13 protein-coding genes are annotated in these 17,541 nt (G+C 70.2%); 3 read left to right on the top strand and 10 right to left on the bottom strand.

What is annotated here, in order from left to right; translation table 11 throughout:
- Window positions 1-396: 396 nt before the first annotated feature.
- The 5 genes from ACFWBQ_RS27350 to ACFWBQ_RS27330 all read right to left on the bottom strand — a co-directional run bounded on the left by ACFWBQ_RS27350 (window position 397) and on the right by ACFWBQ_RS27330 (window position 5,475).
- Window positions 397-777, bottom strand: coding sequence for a hypothetical protein (locus ACFWBQ_RS27350; protein ID WP_385500181.1), 381 nt, complete (start codon window positions 775-777; stop codon window positions 397-399).
- 131 nt (window positions 778-908) lie between these two features.
- Entirely contained in the window at window positions 909-2,267 is a 1,359-nt protein-coding gene (locus tag ACFWBQ_RS27345) for a GH1 family beta-glucosidase (RefSeq protein ID WP_385500213.1), read from the bottom strand.
- A 20-nt stretch (window positions 2,268-2,287) separates the two neighbouring features.
- Window positions 2,288-3,151 carry a carbohydrate ABC transporter permease gene (locus tag ACFWBQ_RS27340; protein WP_385500177.1) on the bottom strand — a complete coding sequence of 288 codons (864 nt, stop codon included), beginning with the start codon at window positions 3,149-3,151 and terminating at the stop codon, window positions 2,288-2,290.
- Entirely contained in the window at window positions 3,144-4,151 is a 1,008-nt protein-coding gene (locus ACFWBQ_RS27335; protein WP_385500171.1) for a carbohydrate ABC transporter permease, read from the bottom strand. The genes ACFWBQ_RS27340 and ACFWBQ_RS27335 overlap by 8 nt, the downstream gene beginning before the upstream one ends.
- A gap of 10 nt (window positions 4,152-4,161) precedes the next feature.
- Window positions 4,162-5,475 carry an ABC transporter substrate-binding protein gene (locus ACFWBQ_RS27330; RefSeq protein WP_385500163.1) on the bottom strand — a complete coding sequence of 438 codons (1,314 nt, stop codon included), beginning with the start codon at window positions 5,473-5,475 and terminating at the stop codon, window positions 4,162-4,164.
- A gap of 143 nt (window positions 5,476-5,618) precedes the next feature.
- On the opposite strand from ACFWBQ_RS27330, the gene ACFWBQ_RS27325 reads away from it, so the two are divergent.
- A complete protein-coding gene (locus ACFWBQ_RS27325; RefSeq protein WP_385500153.1) occupies window positions 5,619-6,956 on the top strand; it encodes an ROK family protein in 1,338 nt (445 codons plus the stop codon).
- 412 nt (window positions 6,957-7,368) lie between these two features.
- Here ACFWBQ_RS27325 and ACFWBQ_RS27320 read toward each other — a convergent pair whose 3' ends face one another.
- The 3 genes from ACFWBQ_RS27320 to ACFWBQ_RS27310 all read right to left on the bottom strand — a co-directional run bounded on the left by ACFWBQ_RS27320 (window position 7,369) and on the right by ACFWBQ_RS27310 (window position 11,409).
- The gene (locus tag ACFWBQ_RS27320) at window positions 7,369-7,683 is read right to left on the bottom strand and encodes a glycosyltransferase (protein ID WP_385500148.1); all 315 of its coding nucleotides are present in this window, start codon (window positions 7,681-7,683) and stop codon (window positions 7,369-7,371) included.
- A gap of 137 nt (window positions 7,684-7,820) precedes the next feature.
- Window positions 7,821-8,900 carry a LacI family DNA-binding transcriptional regulator gene (locus tag ACFWBQ_RS27315; RefSeq protein ID WP_385500145.1) on the bottom strand — a complete coding sequence of 360 codons (1,080 nt, stop codon included), beginning with the start codon at window positions 8,898-8,900 and terminating at the stop codon, window positions 7,821-7,823.
- Between the two features lie 16 nt (window positions 8,901-8,916).
- Window positions 8,917-11,409: a glycoside hydrolase family 3 C-terminal domain-containing protein gene (locus ACFWBQ_RS27310; protein ID WP_385500137.1), complete on the bottom strand. Its 2,493-nt coding sequence runs from the start codon at window positions 11,407-11,409 to the stop codon at window positions 8,917-8,919.
- 211 nt (window positions 11,410-11,620) lie between these two features.
- On the opposite strand from ACFWBQ_RS27310, the gene ACFWBQ_RS27305 reads away from it, so the two are divergent.
- Window positions 11,621-12,955 carry a peptidoglycan DD-metalloendopeptidase family protein gene (locus ACFWBQ_RS27305; RefSeq protein WP_385500131.1) on the top strand — a complete coding sequence of 445 codons (1,335 nt, stop codon included), beginning with the start codon at window positions 11,621-11,623 and terminating at the stop codon, window positions 12,953-12,955.
- On the opposite strand, the gene ACFWBQ_RS27300 is transcribed toward ACFWBQ_RS27305, so the two are convergent.
- The gene (locus ACFWBQ_RS27300; RefSeq protein WP_385500124.1) at window positions 12,945-14,069 is read right to left on the bottom strand and encodes a DMT family transporter; all 1,125 of its coding nucleotides are present in this window, start codon (window positions 14,067-14,069) and stop codon (window positions 12,945-12,947) included. The genes ACFWBQ_RS27305 and ACFWBQ_RS27300 overlap by 11 nt on opposite strands.
- Before the next feature lie 364 nt (window positions 14,070-14,433).
- On the opposite strand from ACFWBQ_RS27300, the gene ACFWBQ_RS27295 reads away from it, so the two are divergent.
- A complete protein-coding gene (locus ACFWBQ_RS27295; RefSeq protein ID WP_385500115.1) occupies window positions 14,434-16,785 on the top strand; it encodes a GH92 family glycosyl hydrolase in 2,352 nt (783 codons plus the stop codon).
- Window positions 16,786-16,874: 89 nt separating this feature from the next.
- Here ACFWBQ_RS27295 and ACFWBQ_RS27290 read toward each other — a convergent pair whose 3' ends face one another.
- On the bottom strand, window positions 16,875-17,327 hold the full coding sequence (locus ACFWBQ_RS27290) for an ATP-binding protein (RefSeq protein ID WP_385500109.1): 453 nt from the start codon (window positions 17,325-17,327) through the stop codon (window positions 16,875-16,877).
- Between the last annotated feature and the right edge of the window lie 214 nt (window positions 17,328-17,541).

The raw sequence follows: 17,541 nt of genomic DNA, 5'->3' as shown, positions 1-17,541 counted from the left end.
ACGGAGACCCGTGGCCCGCCGCGGACTCTTGCTGCGTACGCAGGGTTCCTGCCCGGATGCTCCGGGCAGGGGCAGGGGCGTGGGAGGGGGGCGGATGGTGTGTGCGGGTCTCGCCGTGGAATGCGTGATGGCGGCCGGCTGCCGGCCCTGCGGTGCGGCGGCAGCGGGGCGGGCCGACAAGGACGCCCTCCGCGCGTTCGCAGTCGAGCGGCCCGGACTGTACGCCGCGTGGGCGGGGATACAGATCGATGCGCGGGCGGCGGCCCGGCAGCAGGGGTGTCGGTGTCCTCCTCGAGCACCGGCCGCCGGCGAGGGACGCGGCGGTGAGCGGCCGGCCGCCCCTGAGCAGCGCACGACGGTCCGCACCCGCCGGCTGACGCCGCGAACGCGAGGCCCCTAGGGGGAATCCTCGGGACCGTCGTCGTCGGAGCTCAGCTCCTCGGCGCGCAGGGCCAGGTCCTGCAGTACGTCGGTCGACGTGACCTCCTCCTGGCCGGAGTCGTGCACTTGTGCGAGCGCGATGAAGGCCAGCGTGAAGGCTCCGACCAGCTGTTCGACGGCGCCGCCGACTTCCCGGCCCACAAGGGAGGCCATCTCCTCGACGGTCGCGTCCCCGGGAATGGCGATGTGCGGCATCGTCTCGTTGAGAAGCGTCGTCACGATGCTTCCGCCCGCGTCCGGGTCGTTCCCGTTCGTGTCCCCCTCGGCCTGGCGCTGCATCTCGCCTGCCTCCGTGAGGATGCCGATCACTCGCTTGAGGACTTCGCTCTGCTCCATACGGTGAGCATAGGCGCCGGAGCTGTCCACATGATCGCCGTCCGACCGCGTGCCGAACGGCCGGAGCCCCCGGACACGGGCATGTGGGGATGCCGTGTCCGGGGGCTCCGGGCCGTCGCCCGGTGCGGGGCTCAGGCCGCCTTGCGGGGCCTGCCGCCCGAGTACTCGCGGATCAGCTCCGCGTAGCGCCGGCCGCTGGTCTTGATCGTGCGGCGCTGGGTGGTGTAGTCGACATGGACCAGGCCGAAGCGCTTGTCGTAGCCGTAGGCCCACTCGAAGTTGTCCAGCAGCGACCAGGCGAAGTAGCCCGCCAGCGGTGCACCCTTGCGCACGGCGCGGGCACACGCGGCCAGGTGCTCCTCCAGATACCGGGTGCGCTCCGGGTCGTGCACCGAGCCGTCGGCCCGGACGACGTCCTGGTAGGCCGAGCCGTTCTCCGTGACGTAGATGCGCTGCGCGCCGTACTCCTCGGTGAGGCGCAGCAGCAACTGCTCCAGACCGTCGGAGTGGACCTCCCAGTCCATGTGGGTGTGCCGTGCGCCGGGCAGATAGACCTGCTTGGCGTTCGGGACGGACCCGCGCTCGTCGGCGGTGACGACCTGGCGGAAGTAGTAGTTCAGCCCCAGCCAGTCCAGCGGCGCCGCGATGGTCTCCAGATCGCCCGGCTGAACAGGCAGTTCCACTCCGTACAGGTCGAGCATGTCCTGCGGGTAGCCGCGGCCGTGGATGGGGTCGAGCCACCAGCGGTTGATGTGGCCGTCGGCGCGGACGGCAGCCGCGCGGTCGGCCTCGCTGCCGCTCGCCGGCTCGACCGGGCTGAGGTTGTTGACGATGCCGACGCGGGCGTCCGGTGACTGCGCGCGGATCGCCTGCACGGCCAGACCGTGGCCGAGGTGGAGGTGGTACGAGGCGCGGACGGCGGCCGTCAGGTCGGTCAGACCCGGCGCCATCCTCCCTTCCAGATGGCCGACCCACGCGGAGCAGAGCGGCTCGTTGAGGGTCGCCCAGTCCTTCACCCGGTCGCCGAGGCGTTCGACGACGACGGAGGTGTAGGCCGCGAAGTGCTCGGAGGTCTCGCGGACGGTCCAGCCGCCGCGGTCCTGGAGCGCCTGCGGCAGGTCCCAGTGGTACAGCGTGGCGAACGGGGTGATCCCGGCGTCCAGGAGGCCGTCGACCAGCCGGTCGTAGAAGTCGAGGCCTGCCTTGTTCACCGGGCCGTCGCCGCCCGGCACGATCCGCGGCCAGGCGAGCGAGAAGCGGTAGGCGTCCGCGCCGAGCTGCTTGATCAGACCGATGTCCTCGGGGACCCGGTGGTAGTGATCGCACGCCACGTCGCCGGTGTCACCGTTGTCGATGGTGCCGGGGGTGTGGGAGAAGGTGTCCCAGATCGAGGGGGAGCGGCCGTCCTCGGCCACGGCTCCCTCGATCTGGTACGCGGCCGTGGCGACGCCCCAGGTGAAGCCGGCCGGGAGGGCGTTGAGGTCGTTCACCGACTGCCTTTCCGTAGCGGTCACTTGACGGCTCCCGCGGTGAGCCCTGCGACGAGGTAGCGCTGCAGGAGCAGGAATCCCGCGACGACGGGCACGCTGACGACGAGCGAGGCGGCCATGACCTGGTTCCAGTACACGTCGTTCAGAGTGGAGTACCCCTGCAGACCCACGGCCAGGGTGCGGGTGGTGTCGTTGGTCATCACGGAGGCGAAGAGCACCTCGCCCCAGGCCGTCATGAACGCGTACACGGACACGGCGACGATCCCCGGCACCGCGGCCGGCACGACGACCTGGAACAGGGCCCTGATCGGGCCGCAGCCGTCCACGAGGGCTGCCTCGTCCAGGTCCTTCGGGATGGAGTCGAAGTAGCCGATCAGCATCCAGATGGAGAAGGGGAGCGAGAACGTCAGGTAGGTGAGGATCAGCCCGCCGCGCGAGCCGTGCAGGGCGAGACCGGTGCTGTTGCCGATGTTGACGAAGATCAGGAACAGCGGGAGCAGGAAGAGGATCCCCGGGAACATCTGCGTGGAGAGCACCGTGACGGTGAAGACCCGCTTGCCGCGGAAGCTGTAGCGGCTCACCGCGTATGCCGAGAACACCGCGATGGTCACCGAGAGCACCGTCGCGGAACCCGCCACGATCAGCGAGTTCACGAAGTACTTGGCGAGCGGGATGGTTTCCCAGATGTCGAAGTACGGCTCGATGGTCAGCCGGGACGGGATCCACTGGAACTTCCCCGACACGTCCTCGAGCGGTTTCAGCGAGCTGCTGACCATGACGTACACCGGCAGCAGGACGAAGCCCGCGAGCAGGGTCAGGATGATGCGGCGGGTCCAGAGGAAGGACTGCGGCGCGGCCATGGGGGACCGGGCGGGGCTAGACATCGGCGCCCTTCCTTCCGCGTGAGGTGAGGAACAGATAGCCGGCCGTCACGATCAGCAGGAAGAGGAGCAGCAGGACGGACATCGCCGAGCCGCTGCCGAAGTTCCAGGTGACGAACGACGACTGGTAGATGTGGATCGAGATCAGGTCGGCGTTCTCCGGTGCCGACTTCCCGAACAGCACATACGGCGTGTTGAAGTCGTTGAACGTCCACAGGAACAGCACGAGCACCAGGACCTGGTTGACGGGCCGGAGCGAGGGCAGTGTGATCTTGCGGATCTGCTGCCAGATGCCGGCGCCGTCGATCGAGGCCGCCTCGTACAGCTCGCGCGGGATGTTCTGCAGCCCGGCCATCAGCATGAGGAAGGCGAACGGCCAGCCCTTCCAGACCGAGACGATGAGCAGCGCGTAGATGCTGTTGTCGCCGATCAGCCAGAACGACGGCTGGTCGGTCAGCCCCAACTGGTCATGGACTACGTGGTTCACCAGCCCGTTGTCCCGCTGGAACATGAAGGCCCACGTGATGACGGCCGCGTAGACCGGCAGGGCGTACGGGACGAGGAACACCGCCCGCAGGACGCCCCGGCCGCGGAAGTTCTCCTGCAGCATGATCGCTGCGGCGACTCCGAACAGCCAGGCCAGTCCGACGGCGAAAAAGGTGAAGACACAGGTGACGAGGAACGAGTGGAGCAGTGCCTCGCCGATCGGGGCGTTGAAGTCGACGGCGATGCTGTAGTTGTCGAGGCCGGTCCAGGGCGCTCCGCCCCAGTTGTTGATGTAGAACTGCGTGAGCTGGCGGAAGCTCATCACGATCCCGATGATCATCGGGATGATGTGGATCAGGAGTTCGAGCAGGACGGCGGGGAGCAGCAGGAGATAGGGCAGTCCGCCACGGCGGATCCGGTCGGGGATGCGCGGCAGTCTCCGGCGCGCACCCCCGGTGCCCGTGCTCATCGCCCTGTCCTGTTTGTCGACCTGGGGATCGGTGGTCACGGCGGTCATGAAGTGTGCCTCACTGCTGCATCGTCTGCTGGGCCTTTTCCAGGCGCGCCTTGACGGTCTCGGTGGTGATCGGCTTCCCTGCGGCGGCCTCGGCCCACAGCTCCTTGACCGCCGTTCCCACGGCGGTCTCGAACAGTGACTCGTTCGGGACCTGGGGGAGTGGCGCAGCGCTCGTGGCGAGCGTGTCGCGCAGGACCTTGAGGTCGGGGGCGGCGAACGCCGCGTCGGCCTGGGCAGCCTTGACCGGGGGAATCGAGCCGTAGGTCTTGTTGAGGAGCTTCTGCTCCTCGTCGCTCGTCATGAACTTCACGAACTTCTTGGCGCCGTCGATGTTCTTGGTGTTCTTGAACACCGCCATGTTGATGCCGGCGACCATCGAGTTGGTGTTCCTGCCCGCGCCGGGGGCGCCCGACGCCACGGGGACGGGGGTGACACCCCAGTCCTCGGGCTTCATGCCCTGGGCGGCGAAGGTGGACGCGGCGGCCTGCCACAGCACCATTGCCGTCCTGCCCTTGGCGAAGTCCGTGAGCGACTGGTTCTGGGCGTACTCCGCGTTGCCCGGGGCGATGATCTTGTCCTTGGCCATCAGGTCGATGTACTGCTTCACGGCGGCGACCGCACCGTCGGAGGTGAAGGTCGCCTTGCCGGACCCGTCGAAGAAGTCGGCTTCGTGCTGCTGGCCGAGGACGAAGACCTGGTGGATGTTGTTCGAGAGGTTCCCGCCCTCGGCGCCCAGCCCCCACTTGCCGTCCTTCGACAACTTCTTGCCGTCGGCGACCAGCTCGTCCCAGGTGGCGGGCGGCGCGGTGATGCCGGCCTCCGCGAACATCGCCTTGTTGTAGTAGAGCGCGTACGCCAGCGAGTACAGCGGCACCGCGGCGGGCGGCTCGCCCTCCTTGCCGGCCGAGGCGACGGCCGAGTCGACGAAGCGGTCACGGCCGCCGATCGTCTCGAAGTTCTTGTCGTCCCACGGGAGCAGGGCGCCGGTGGCCTGGAGCGAGGCCGACCAGGTGTTGCCGATGTTCAGCACGTCCGGGCCCTGACCGGACGCGGTGGCGGCGAGGATCCGGTTCAACAGGTCGGCCCAGGGGACGACCTCCAGCTTCACCTTGATCCCTGTCTCCTTCTCGAACTTCTTCAGTTCGGGAGTGAGGATCTTCTTGTCGGCCTCGATGCTCGGGCCCTGGTTGGACGCCCAGTACGTGAGGGTCTTCGGTGACGCGTTGCTGCTGCCGGACGACGACGTTCCGCCGCCGCACCCGGTGACTCCGACGGCGACGGACATGGCGAGGGTGACGGCTGCTGCGGCTCTGAGGTGACGCATGAAAGGTGGCCCCTTTCCGGGAAGGGCAGCGTTCGGGATCCGAACGGCCTTCCTTCACTTAATTTATGACGTGATTTAAGAGGTGAAGGAAGTGTGCGTCAAGAGGTGAGGCCGGGGTATGTTTCCGGAACGAAGGGAGCAACATGGCTGAGCGCAGCAGACGGACCGTGCGTGACCTGCGAAGGGGCAATCGGGCGAGGGTATTGCAACGGTTGTATTTCGACGGCCCGCTGAGCCGTCAGGAGCTCGGCCCCGCGACCGGGTTGAGTTCGGGATCCATCAGTAACGTGGTCGCCGAGCTGGCCGCGGAAGGTCTCCTCGAGGAGGCCGGAATCGTCGACTCCGACGGCGGGCGCCCCCGCACCCTGCTGCGGGTCGCCCCGGGCGGCGGACTGCTCGTGGGCATCGACATCGGTGAGACCCGGGTCCGCGTCGAGCTGTTCGACCTGTCGCTCACGGAACTGGCCCGCACCGAACGCCTGCTTGCCCAGCACGGCTACGACGTCGACCGCATCGTCAGGCACGTCCGTACGGGGGTGGCCGATGTCCTGCGTGACGCGGGAGCCGACCCGCACCGACTGCTCGGGATCGGTATCGGAGTGCCGGGCATCATCGAACGCGAGGCATCCGGAGCCGCTGACGGCCGGGGAGCGGTCGTGCACGGCCAGACCATCGGCTGGAGCGCCGTCCCCTTCGAGCGGATGCTCCGCGAGGCCGTCGATGTGCCGCCGGAGGTACCGTTCTTCATCGACAACGGCGCGAAGACGCTCGGGCAGGCCGAAATGTGGTTCGGCGGCGGCCGCGGCGCCGCCGCCGCGGCCATCGCCCTCATCGGCTCCGGCGTGGGCGCCAGTGTCAACAGAGGAGAGATCCTCGACGAGGACCTGTCGAACGCGGCCCTGGAGTGGGGCCACACCACCGTGCAGGTGCGGGGCCGCCGCTGCCGCTGCGGTTCCATCGGCTGCCTGGAGGCATACGCCGGTGCGGAGGCCATGCGCGAGCGCTGGCACGAAGCCGGCGGCCCGCTGCCCGCGGACACCGACGACGAGACCGCCCTCGCCGCGCTCCTCGCCGCCGCCTACCCCCGATCGGGCGGCACGGCCCCGGACCCGGTGGCGGCCGCCATCCTGGACGAGACGGCCGAGTACCTGGGCGCCGCCCTGGCCGACCTGGTCAATCTGTTCCTGCCCGACCGGATCCTGCTCGGCGGCTGGGCGGGGCTGCTGATCGGCCCGCATCTGCTCCCGGACATCCGGCGGTACGCCCAGGAGTACGCGCTGAGGTATGCGGTGGCCCGCACCACGATCGAGATGGGTCACCTCGGTCCGGACGCGGTCACGGTGGGCGCCGCGACCCTGCCCCTGTCCGACTTCCTGGCCCGCGGCGGCAGCCGGCCTGCGACGGGCCCAGGTCCGAACATCGCGCCCGGCCCGGCCCGGAGAGCTGCGGCAGCCCTGCGCAGCCGTACCCCGGCGGGCTGAGCCGTACCGCCCGGTGGCCGTGGTGGCCCCGAGCCGTGTCCGTAGGGTCCTGCCAGGCGCCGCGTGCCGGGCGGGATCTCGCGGGACAGCCCTGGGAGCTCATGACCTTCTTGATGGTGAGGTCGTCATCGCGGCGGACGTCGGAGCATGTGCGCCGAAGGGCCGGTCCGGTGGGAGCGGGACAGGAGGCGGGCCCTCCGTATGGATGCCGGAGGGCCCGCCGGGTTGTGGGAGTCGCCCTGGGACCGTGCCTCGGGCTGCCCTCCCGTCGCCGGAGGCACGGTCCCGACCCGGACGGTGGTGCCCCCGATGCCATGGTGACGGGGTCCCGCGGACGGCGCGGGAACCGGGGCAAGCCACCCGGTCCGCCCGGGCATGTGCCCCGACGGGCGAGGAGTCCGCGAACGGTCTGTCAGAGGTAGACGACCGCCCCTTCGCGTATCCAGCCCCGTCCGTCCGCTGCCGCATCGGTGGCGACCAGTACGTAGCCGTACTCGTTGTAGGACGCGCCCTCGCAGGTCGATGCGCCGACGATGTCACCGGCGTACTTGGTCTTGACGACGACACTGTTCGGGTTCGGATTCTCGTATACCCCAGCGGTCGGCCACACGACCTTGTACTGGCATCCGGCCTGGGCCGAGGCGCCGGCAACCGGGCCGGTGACGAGCGCGCCGGCGAAGCCGAGCGCGGTGGCCAGGACGGCGGTGGTGAGACGGGTCATGCGCATGATTGGTGGCGCTCCTCAGGAGTCGACGATGTGTCAGGGCACATGATGGCAGGCCCTTCGGCGCGACCACCGCACCTTTCTGCACTCCCCACCGCCAGACCGCTGACCAGGGCGGATCCAGACGTCCCGCTGGGACTTCAGGCGGAATCCCGTACCACGAGGGCCGGTTCGTGGATCACCGAGGTTGCCGGGCTGTCCGGTGACGCGAGGCGGTCCAGCAGCAGTCTCGCCATCTCCGCCGCCATGTCCTCCACCGGTTGCCGAACCGTCGTCAGCGGCGGCCGGCAGGCGGATGCCACGCTGCTGTCGTCGAAACCGATCACGGCCACGTCCGCGGGTACCCGCCGACCGTGCTCCCGCAGGACATGGCAGGCGCCCATCGCCATCAGGTCGTTCCCCGCGAACACCCCGTCCAGGTCGGGGTGTTCCGTCAGCAGCCGTTCCATCGCGGCCTCGCCGCTCTCCTGGGTGAACTGCCCCTCGGCGATCGGGATGTACGGGTGTCCGCGTCGCGCCATCGTGTCCCGGAAGCCGGCCAGGCGTTCCTGTCCCGCGGGTACGTCCAGCGGGCCGGTGATCGTGGCGATCCGACGGCAGCCGCGCGCCAGCAGGTGCTCGGCGGCGAGCTGTGCCCCGTCCCGGTGGGCCAGGTCGACATAGCTGATCCGTACCGGCCGGGCGGGACGCGCGTACAGCACCGCGGGCAGTCCCGCGTCCGTGATCAGTCCCGGCAACGGGTCCTCGGCGTGCGTCGATACGATCAGTGCCCCGTCCGCGCTGCCCTGCCGCAGGTAGGACACCACCTCGTCCCGGGCCCGTGGGGTCTCGGCGAACATCAGGACCGGATGCATCCCGCGCGGCCGCAGGTAGTTGACGACACCCGTCACCACCCGGCCGAAGAACGGGTCGGCGAAGACCCGGGCGGTGAAGGAATCCCCGTCGGCCGCCCCGGCTCCGTCTCCCTCGTCCGTCTCGACCCCCGCACCGGAAACGACCAGGACGATGGCGTCCGCCCGACGCGTGACCAGGGCGCGCGCCGCACGGTTGGGTGCGTAGCCGGTGACGGAGACGGCCTGACGCACGGCCTCCTGGATCACCGGGTCGACATTGCGCACTCCGTTGATGACCCGTGAGACGGTGGCGCGCGACACGCCGGCGGCCCTCGCCACGTCCTCCAGGGTGGGTGCCGCACCGGCCGATCGCTGGTCATCCGTCATGGGCGCATTTATAGCATCAGTGGAGCAGTTGCGGAGAGCGCTCTCCCTCTGTGCTGGGCCCACGTCCGGACAAAGGTTCACCCATCGCGAGCACAGCCTCCAGCGGCAGGTCCCCGGCCGACCGCCCGGCGAGCAGCCGGACCTCGCCGGGATCCGTCTCCCACCGCGACCGGACCACCGACCAGTGGGCGGCGGCCCGGCCCGCGACCCGGACCGTCGCCACCGCGCTCTGCCCCGGGTCCGCCTCGACCGCCGCGTACCCGATCAGCTTGCGCACCGGCCGCTCCGCTCCGGAGGCCGGCCGGGACAGATAGACCTGAACGACCTCGCGCCCGCGCCGAGGCCCCGTGTTGCGCAGCCGTACGCATACGTCGAAGGCCTCCCCGGCCCGCACCGCTTCCGGCGGCGACAACTCCTCGTACTCCCACCGTGTGTAGCCGAGTCCGTGCCCGAACCAGTAGGCGGGCGCCGTCCCCGAGCGCAGCCATGCCCGGTGGCCGATATGCCAACCCTCCTCGTAGCGCAGCACCCCCGCGTCCGGGCGGGTCGTGAGCACCGGGACGTCCTCCTGCGCGGCGGCCCATGTGGTCGGCAGCCGGCCCCCCGGCTCGGCGAGGCCGAACAGGACGTCCGCGAGCCCGTGGCCGGCCTCCTGGCCGGGGAACCAGGCCAGGAGCAGGGAGGGGACCCGGGTGTGCCACGGCATGGCCACCGGGCCGCCGGAGTTCACGATCACCACCGTGCGCGGGTTGGCCCGCACGACCGCTCGCACAAGCTCGTCCTGGCCGTCCGGCAGGCCGAGGCCCTCGCGGTCGCGGCCCTCCGACTCGCTCTCCTGCGTGGTGCCCACGACGACCACGGCGACATCCGAGGACCGTGCCGCGGCCACGGCTGCAGCGAGCGCCGTGGCGTGGTCACCCGCGGGGGGAGCCGCCGCCAGGACCGTCGCCACGCCCGTCCCCGGCGCCAGGCCGCGCCGGGCGACGACCTCGACCTCGGTGTCCGCCTCCAGCACCGCCTCCGCCCGCCGGAAGGGAGGTGCGACATGGACACGCGTCGGATCGTCGCTGTCCAGCGGGAACGTCCCGCTGAGCACCTCCCGGCCGTCGACGCTCAGCGAGAGCGGCCCCCAGCCGCCGACCGCCCAGGTCCACCTTCCGCCGGTGTCCGGCCTGATCAGCGTCCGGATCTCCACCGTCGTGGCCCCGGCCACCGTCACCGAGGGTTCCACGATCCGGCCGGACAGCCGGTGCTCCGCGTGGAGTTCGGCTCCCGCCCCGTCCAGCAGCCGTACGAGCACCCCCGGTTCGCCGCTGCGCGGATCGCGGGCCCAGGTCCCGTCCAGGGCGCGCGGCAGGGCGGACGGCGCCTGCCCGGGGGCGTACGTCACCCGTGTGCCGCTGCCCAGCGCCTGCTCGATGCCCTCCAGCGGAGAGACGACGGAGGCCGGGAACGCCTCCGCGCTGCCCCCACCCTGAATCCGTACGTCGCAGGCATGCGCCCCGATCACGGCGACGCTGCGCAGCCCCGCCGGATCCAGCGGCAGGAGCCCGCCCTCGTTGCGCAGCAGGACGGTCCCCGCCGCGACGGCCCGGCGCAGCAGAGCGCGCTGGACGACGAGGGAGACGGCGGGACGCCACACCGGCTCCGGACGGCCCAGTGCACCCACCCGGCCGGCCAGCCGCAGCAGCCGTCGGACCTTGTCGTCCAGCAACTGCCGCTCCACGAGCCCCTGTTCCGCGGCGGCGAGCAGGCCGACGGCCCAGGGGCTGTGCGGACCGGGCATGGCCAGGTCCTGCGCCGAGTCCGCGGTGTCGAGCAGCGAACGCACAGCGCCCCAGTCGGAGACCACGAGGCCGTCGAACCCCCACTCGCTCTTCAGCGGCTGCTCCAGGAGGGGGGATGCGGCCATGGTGCAGCCGTTGACCTGGTTGTACGCGGACATCACCGCCCACACGCCTGCCTCGACGGCCGCCTCGAACGGCGCGAGATAGACCTCGTGCAGGGTCTGCTCGTCGATCCGCACGTCGACGGTCAGCCGGTCGGTCTCGGCGTCGTTGCCGATGAAGTGCTTGGCGGTGGCGGCCACACCGCCCGACTGGATGCCCTTGATCAGTGCGACACCCGTGCGGCCGGTGAGCAGCGGGTCCTCCGAGAAGCACTCGAAGTGCCGCCCGCCCAGGGGTGACCGGTGCAGGTTGAGTGTGGGGGCGAGAAGGACATCGACACCTTTGCCGCGGGCCTCGGCCGCGAGCAGCGCACCCAGCTCGGTCACCAGTCGCTCGTCCCATGCGGCGGCGAGCGCGGTCGGCGAGGGCAGGACGAGGGAGGTCTCCCGTTCGTCCCAGGCCTCACCGCGTACCCCGGCGGGTCCGTCGGAGAACGTCAGCGGGCGCAGACCGACGGCCGGTTCCCCGTGCGTACGCCAGGTGGTGGCGCCCGTCAGCACGCGCACTTTCTGCCCGAGATCCAGCTTCTCCAGCAGACGATCGATCTCTTCATCCGTCATGCGGCCCCGCCCCTCACCCGCACCCTCGGTTGGAGAGCGCTCTCCCAATGTGCTCGGCACAGCGTCGCTGGCCGGTATCGGCTCTGTCAATGGGGTGCCGCGGCGGGGTGTGCGGGTAACAGCTCGGTAGTCCCTCACTTGTCACCACCCGTTGTCTGCACCTAAGTTGGCCGCTTGCGACGTGTCCTACTGCCAGTGGGGGAGCCAAGTCATGGCCGCGAACGGACGGCACCGCAGATATCAGCCCAGCCGGATCAACCGTGCCTCGCTCACGGTGACGGCGGGCGGCGCGGGCATCGCGCTGCCGCTCCTCACAGCCGCTTCGGCAGGAGCCGCCTCGACCGATGTGTGGGAGAAGGTCGCCGCATGCGAGTCGACCAGTAACTGGCACATCAACACGGGCAACGGCTACTACGGCGGCCTCCAGTTCACCCGCTCGACCTGGGCGGCCTTCGGCGGCACGGCCTACGCCGCGCGCGCCGACCTGGCCACCAAGGACCAGCAGATCGCCGTCGCGGAGAAGGTGCTGGAGGGACAGGGGCCCGGAGCCTGGCCGGCCTGTTCGGTGCGGGCCGGGCTGACGCGGGGTGGTGACGCCCCCGACATCGCCCCACAGACGAAGCGCGGCACGGCGGTCGACGCGGCGAAGGCGAGCACGAAGGCCGCACCGAAGAGCACACAGCACTCCGGCTCGGCGAAGGCCGCGCCGGACGCCCGGGCGGGCAAGGCGTCCGCAACGCCGACGTCCGTGCCGGGCAAGCGCGAGTCGTACACCGTGGCCCGTGGCGACTCCCTCTCCGGCATCGCCGCGGCCGAACGGGTCCAGGGCGGCTGGCAGCGCCTCTACTCGGCCAACCGTGCTGTCGTCGGTGACGACCCCGACCTCATCCTGCCCGGACAGCGGCTGAGCCTCGAGGTGGCGCAGACGCCGAGGACCGCGAAACCTGCGGCGACGAGTGAGTCCTCGCGGGCGCGGGCCGGCTCGGCGAGTCCGGAGCGGGACGCTTCGAAACAGCAGGCCACCCCGAAACAGCGGGCCACCGGGAAGCCCGCACCGAAAGCCACCCGGAAGACTGCTCCCAGGGCGGCACCCGAGCAGGCCGCGAAGTCCGCCGCCAGGCCCAAGCAGTCGGCCAAGCAGCACGCAGGCGTCACCGCACCCGTGGCAGCCCGGACCGGAACCCCCTACCACCAGGCAGGTTCATGGTCGAGCGGCTATCACACGGGCGTCGACTTCCCTGTGCCCACCGGAACCTCGGTGAAGGCCGTCGCGTCGGGGAAGGTCGTCTCGGCCGGCTGGGCGGGGGCGTACGGCTACGAGATCGTCATCCGCCACAGCGACGGCAGGTACAGCCAGTACGCGCACCTCTCCTCGCTCCACGTGCGCGAGGGCCAGCAGGTCGGCAGCGGCCAGCGGATCGCGCGCTCGGGATCCACCGGCAACAGCACAGGCCCCCATCTGCACTTCGAGATCCGAACCGGCCCCGGCTACGGCTCCGACGTCGACCCGCTTGCCTATCTCAGGGCGGGCGGCGTCAGTATCTGAACGACACCGTGCGGCTCCGGCGCTCCCCGCTCCGGGCGAGTAAGTCGCTGCGGCGTGCCGGGCCGGCAAAGGGTCGCTCCCCCTTGAACTCCACCCGCCCCGCCGCGTGGTTCAGCGGCAGGGCTGTCGGTGCCGGAAACGGGTCCGGGGAGCGCTGCGCGGGAGTGGGCGGGGGCTTCGGCGGCTCGGGAACCACAAGGATCCGGCTCCCGTGACCGGCTTGTGGGGCCTCCCCGTCCGCATCGGCTGCCGACCGCTGCGGACCCAGCCGCTGAGACCCCGTACGCTCCGCGGTCAGCCTCTGTGTGGTCAGCAGGACCAGCCCGCCCGCCGCCAGCGCACCGCAGCCGAGCGCCAGCACCGTGCCTGTCATGCCATAACGGAACTGCTCCCCGAAGAGGGTGAGACCCACCGCGGCGGCGACCACCGGATTGACCACGGTGACCGTCGCGAGCGGCGCGGTCAGCCCGGCACCGCGGTACGCGGCCTGGGAGAGCAGCAGCCCCGCGGCGGCCAGGCAGGCGATCACCAGAAGCGTCGGCAGCCCTGAACCGACCGAGCCGGACGTCCATTCCACCGCCACGGTCTTGGTGAACACCGATGCCATTCCGAAGGCGACGCCGGCGCCCGTGGCCAGCACCACACTGCGCACCATCGGGCGGTGCAGTCCCTTGGCGAGTACGGTCACGACCGCCACCGCGCCGAACGTCCCGGCCGCCAGCACCAATTGCTCAGGGCCCGTCAGCGTGTGCGAGCCGGCGCTCCCCGTGAGGGCCAGCAGCCCGGCCAGGCCGACCGTGGCCATGATCGCGCCGCGCCAGGCCGTCCGTCCCGCCCTGCGGCGGACGAAGAGCGCCGCCATCGGCAGGGCGAAGACGATGGTCAGGGCACCGAGCGGCTGGACGAGGCTGAGGGGACCGTAGGCCAGCGCCACGACATGCAGCACCGCGCCCACGCCGTTGAGCGCCACAGCCGCCCACCAGACGGCGTTGCGCACCGGTGCGTACGGGCGGTCGTGACCGCCCGCGGCCACGCGCTCCTGGACGATTGCCCCGGCCGCATAGGCGACCGCGGAGATCAGTGACAGCAGCACGGACAGCGCAAGGGAACTCATGTACACCACGATGTCCTGTCAAAGCCGCCGCGTCGTCGTCCTTGAGGCGGCGATTCGGCGTACTGCTCCAGTAGTACGTACATCACTCCTACGTCCTCCTCTCGACGGTAGTCCTCCTTGCCCCGGGGCTCAGAAGATGGGCCGCGAGACACACAGCGTGCTGACGGTCCGATGCGGCGAGTACCCGAAACCCGAAGAAAAGTGAGAAAACCGGGTTGGCGTGAGTCCTCGCCCCGCCGAGGTCCGTGTGCCGCGAGCCTGGACAGCGGCCCGGTGTCGTGTTGTCATGCCACTGCCTGTTCTTGCAACGTTGTACGGACGTGCTCCGACAACGTTGTCAGTGTGTCCAAGGAGGAACTTCCCCATGCACCGGACCCAACGGCCGAGACTGCGCGGACCGGCGGCAACGCTCGCAGCCGTCGCGCTTCTCGGCGGCGTTCTCACCACCGGCCCCTCGGCCCAGGCGGCTCCCCGCGCCGAGGGCGGGCTGACCGATCTGGTGAATCCGTTCATCGGCACCCAGAACGAGGGCAACACCTACCCCGGTGCGGCCGTCCCGTTCTCCATGGTCCAGCTCTCGCCCGACACGGGGCACAGCGTCGGCTACGACTACACGGACACACAGATCCGCGGCTTCAGCAGCATCCACCCCTCCGGTGTGGGCTGCGGCCTCGGTGGCGACCTGCCCGTGCTCCCCACGACCGGTGACATCACCGAGACGGACAACTCCGCGTACGCCTCCGGGTTCAGCCATGACAACGAGAAGGCGAGCCCCGGCTACTACCAGGTCGGGCTCACCTCGTACGGCGGGATCAACGCCGAGCTGACCGCCACCGAGCGCACCGGCGTCCAGCGGTACACCTTTCCGGCCACCGACAAGGCCAACGTACTGATCAACGCAGGTCAGTCGCTGCACCGCACCGTCAGCACCACGGTGGAGGTGCTCGACTCCCGTACGATCCGCACGGCCATCACCGGCAGCGGCTTCTGCCAGGACACCAAGCCGTACACGCTCTACACGATCACCCGCTTCGACCGGCCCTTCGCCCACGCGGGCACCTGGAAGGACGGCGCTGTCACCGACGCCCAGGAGTCCACGGGAGCAGCCGGCAACGGCGCCTGGGTCCGCTTCGACACGACCAAGGACCGCACGGTGGAAGCCACCACCGCGATCAGTTACGTCGACGCCGCCGGAGCCGCCCGCAATCTGCGCGCCGAGGGCGGCCACAGCTTCGACCGCGTCGCCCGCGCGGCACGTGCCACATGGGAGGACCGCCTCGGCGACGTGCGCGCACAGGGAGGGACCGAGACCCAGCGACGCACGTTCTACTCGTCCCTCTACCGCTCCTTCCTCGGCCCGAACATCGGCCAGGACGTCGACGGCCGCTACACCGGCTGGGACCAGAAGATCCACCGCAGCAAGGGCTTCACGTACTACCAGAACTGGTCGCTGTGGGACACCTACCGGACCCAGGCCCAGCTGCTGTCGCTGCTCGCCCCGCACGAGGCACGGGACATGGCGATCTCCGTCCTGAAGATCGACGAGCAGAGCGGCTGGCTGCCCAAGTGGGGCTACGGAACGGTCGAGACGAACATCATGACCGGTGACCCCGTCACCCCCTACCTCACCAACGCCTATCAGCAGGGACTCCTCAAGGGGTACGAGGAACAGGCCTACCGCACCCTGAAGAAGAACGCGGACGGCGTCCCGCCCGCCGACTCCCCGGCAGTCGGCCGCGAGGCCAACAAGGAGTACCTCGCCGACGGATTCGTCCCGTACATCAACGGCCGTCCGCACGCCAAGCCCGGCGACTCCGACTACGACCACGGCGGCTCCGCCACCCTGGAGTACGCGCTGTCGGACGCGATGCTCGGCGAGATGGCCGCCGAACTCGGCCACGACGCCGACGCCCGGCGTTACCGGGAGCGTGCGCAGAACTACCACCGGATCTTCGACAGCTCGACCGGCTTCTTCCGCTCCCGCGACGAGAAGGGTGCCTTCGCCGGGCCCGCCGACCCCGCGAAGAGCGAGGGCTTCCACGAGGGCACGTCCTGGCAGTACCAGTGGCTCGTCCCGCAGGACCTGCCCGGCCTCGTCGGACTGATCGGCGGCACGGACGCGACGAACGAGCGCCTCGACTCCTTCTTCGCGTATGAGCAGTTGCTCGCCGATCCGGCGAAGACGGTGCGCGAGGTATGGGTCAACGGCCCGTACGACTACTACAACGCCGACAAGTACAACCCGCAGAACGAGCCCGACCTGATCGCCCCGTACACCTACCTGTCGACCGGGCAGCCGTGGAAGACGACCGACGTGGTCCACGGTGCGCTCACGCTCTTCACCGACACCCCGACCGGCATGACGGGCAACGACGACATGGGCACCATGTCCGCCTGGGACGTGCTCTCGTCGATCGGGATCTTCCCGGTCCAGCCGGGCACCGACACCTGGGGCCTGTCCACGCCCGTCTTCGACCGGGTGGATCTGACGCTGGACCGCCGCTACTACCCGCACGGTTCGTTCACGGTGCGGGCCCAGGGCACCTCGGACACCGACCGCTACATCCAGTCGGCGCGGCTGGACGGGGCGGAGCAGGCCAGGACCTACCTCACCACCGAGGACATCCGTTCGGCACGCTCACTCTCCTTCGAGGTGGGCAGTGAGCCCTCCGCATGGGGCACGTCGCCCTCGGACGCCCCGCCGGCCCTCGGCTAGCAGGTACGGCTGCGGCGCCCGCCGTGTCCTGGACCGAGTGTCCGGACGGGGCGGGCGCCGCGTCGATGTCGAAGGTGCTGAGCTGTCGTTCAGGTACTGAGCTGGAATTCGGCCCGGATGCGCTTGCCCACAGGGACCCGCTCAGCCGTCAGCCGGTCGCAGAGCGCCACCACGATCTCCATGCCGTGACCGCCGAGACGGGCAGGGTCGGGGGCGTAGAGGACCGGCAGCGCCGTGCTGCTGTCGTACACCGTGACGCTGATGCACTCCGCGTTTCCCTCGAGCTCCAGCAGGTAGGGGCCGTGGCTGTAGCGGTCCGCGTTGGTGACGAGCTCGCTCACCGCCAGCATCAGATCGCTACGGGTGTGCTCGCCGAGGACCGCCAGCCACTCCGCCGCCAGCCGCACCAGGAAACGATCGGCCAGCTCGCGCGCCTGCGCGATGCAACCCGGTTCGCCGTCGAACACTTCGGCGGCGAGCAGAACCTCCGTGGACGAAGACCCCAGCGAAGGGCTCGGCCTTGAGGTGGCCTGTTCGTTCATGTGCTCCAGCCAGGGCGCCGCAGGGGAGGTCGCTGACCTCTTCTCGCCGTTCGTCTACCCGCGTCGAGAGATCCCACTCCGGGGGATCTCTCAGATCTTACGCATGACCGGGGCGGCAGTACCACGATGACGAAGAAGTCGTAGATCCGGCGCACCGCACCGATGAACCGCTCCCGGCCGACCGGCTCGGTGACGTGGGCGTCGGTTCGTGCGG

This window comes from Streptomyces sp. NPDC060035 (assembly GCF_042736635.1).
Classification (GTDB): Bacteria; Actinomycetota; Actinomycetes; order Streptomycetales; family Streptomycetaceae; genus Streptomyces.
The sequence above is the reverse complement of the archived record's forward strand: the minus strand, read 5'-3'. Positions and strand labels throughout refer to the sequence as shown.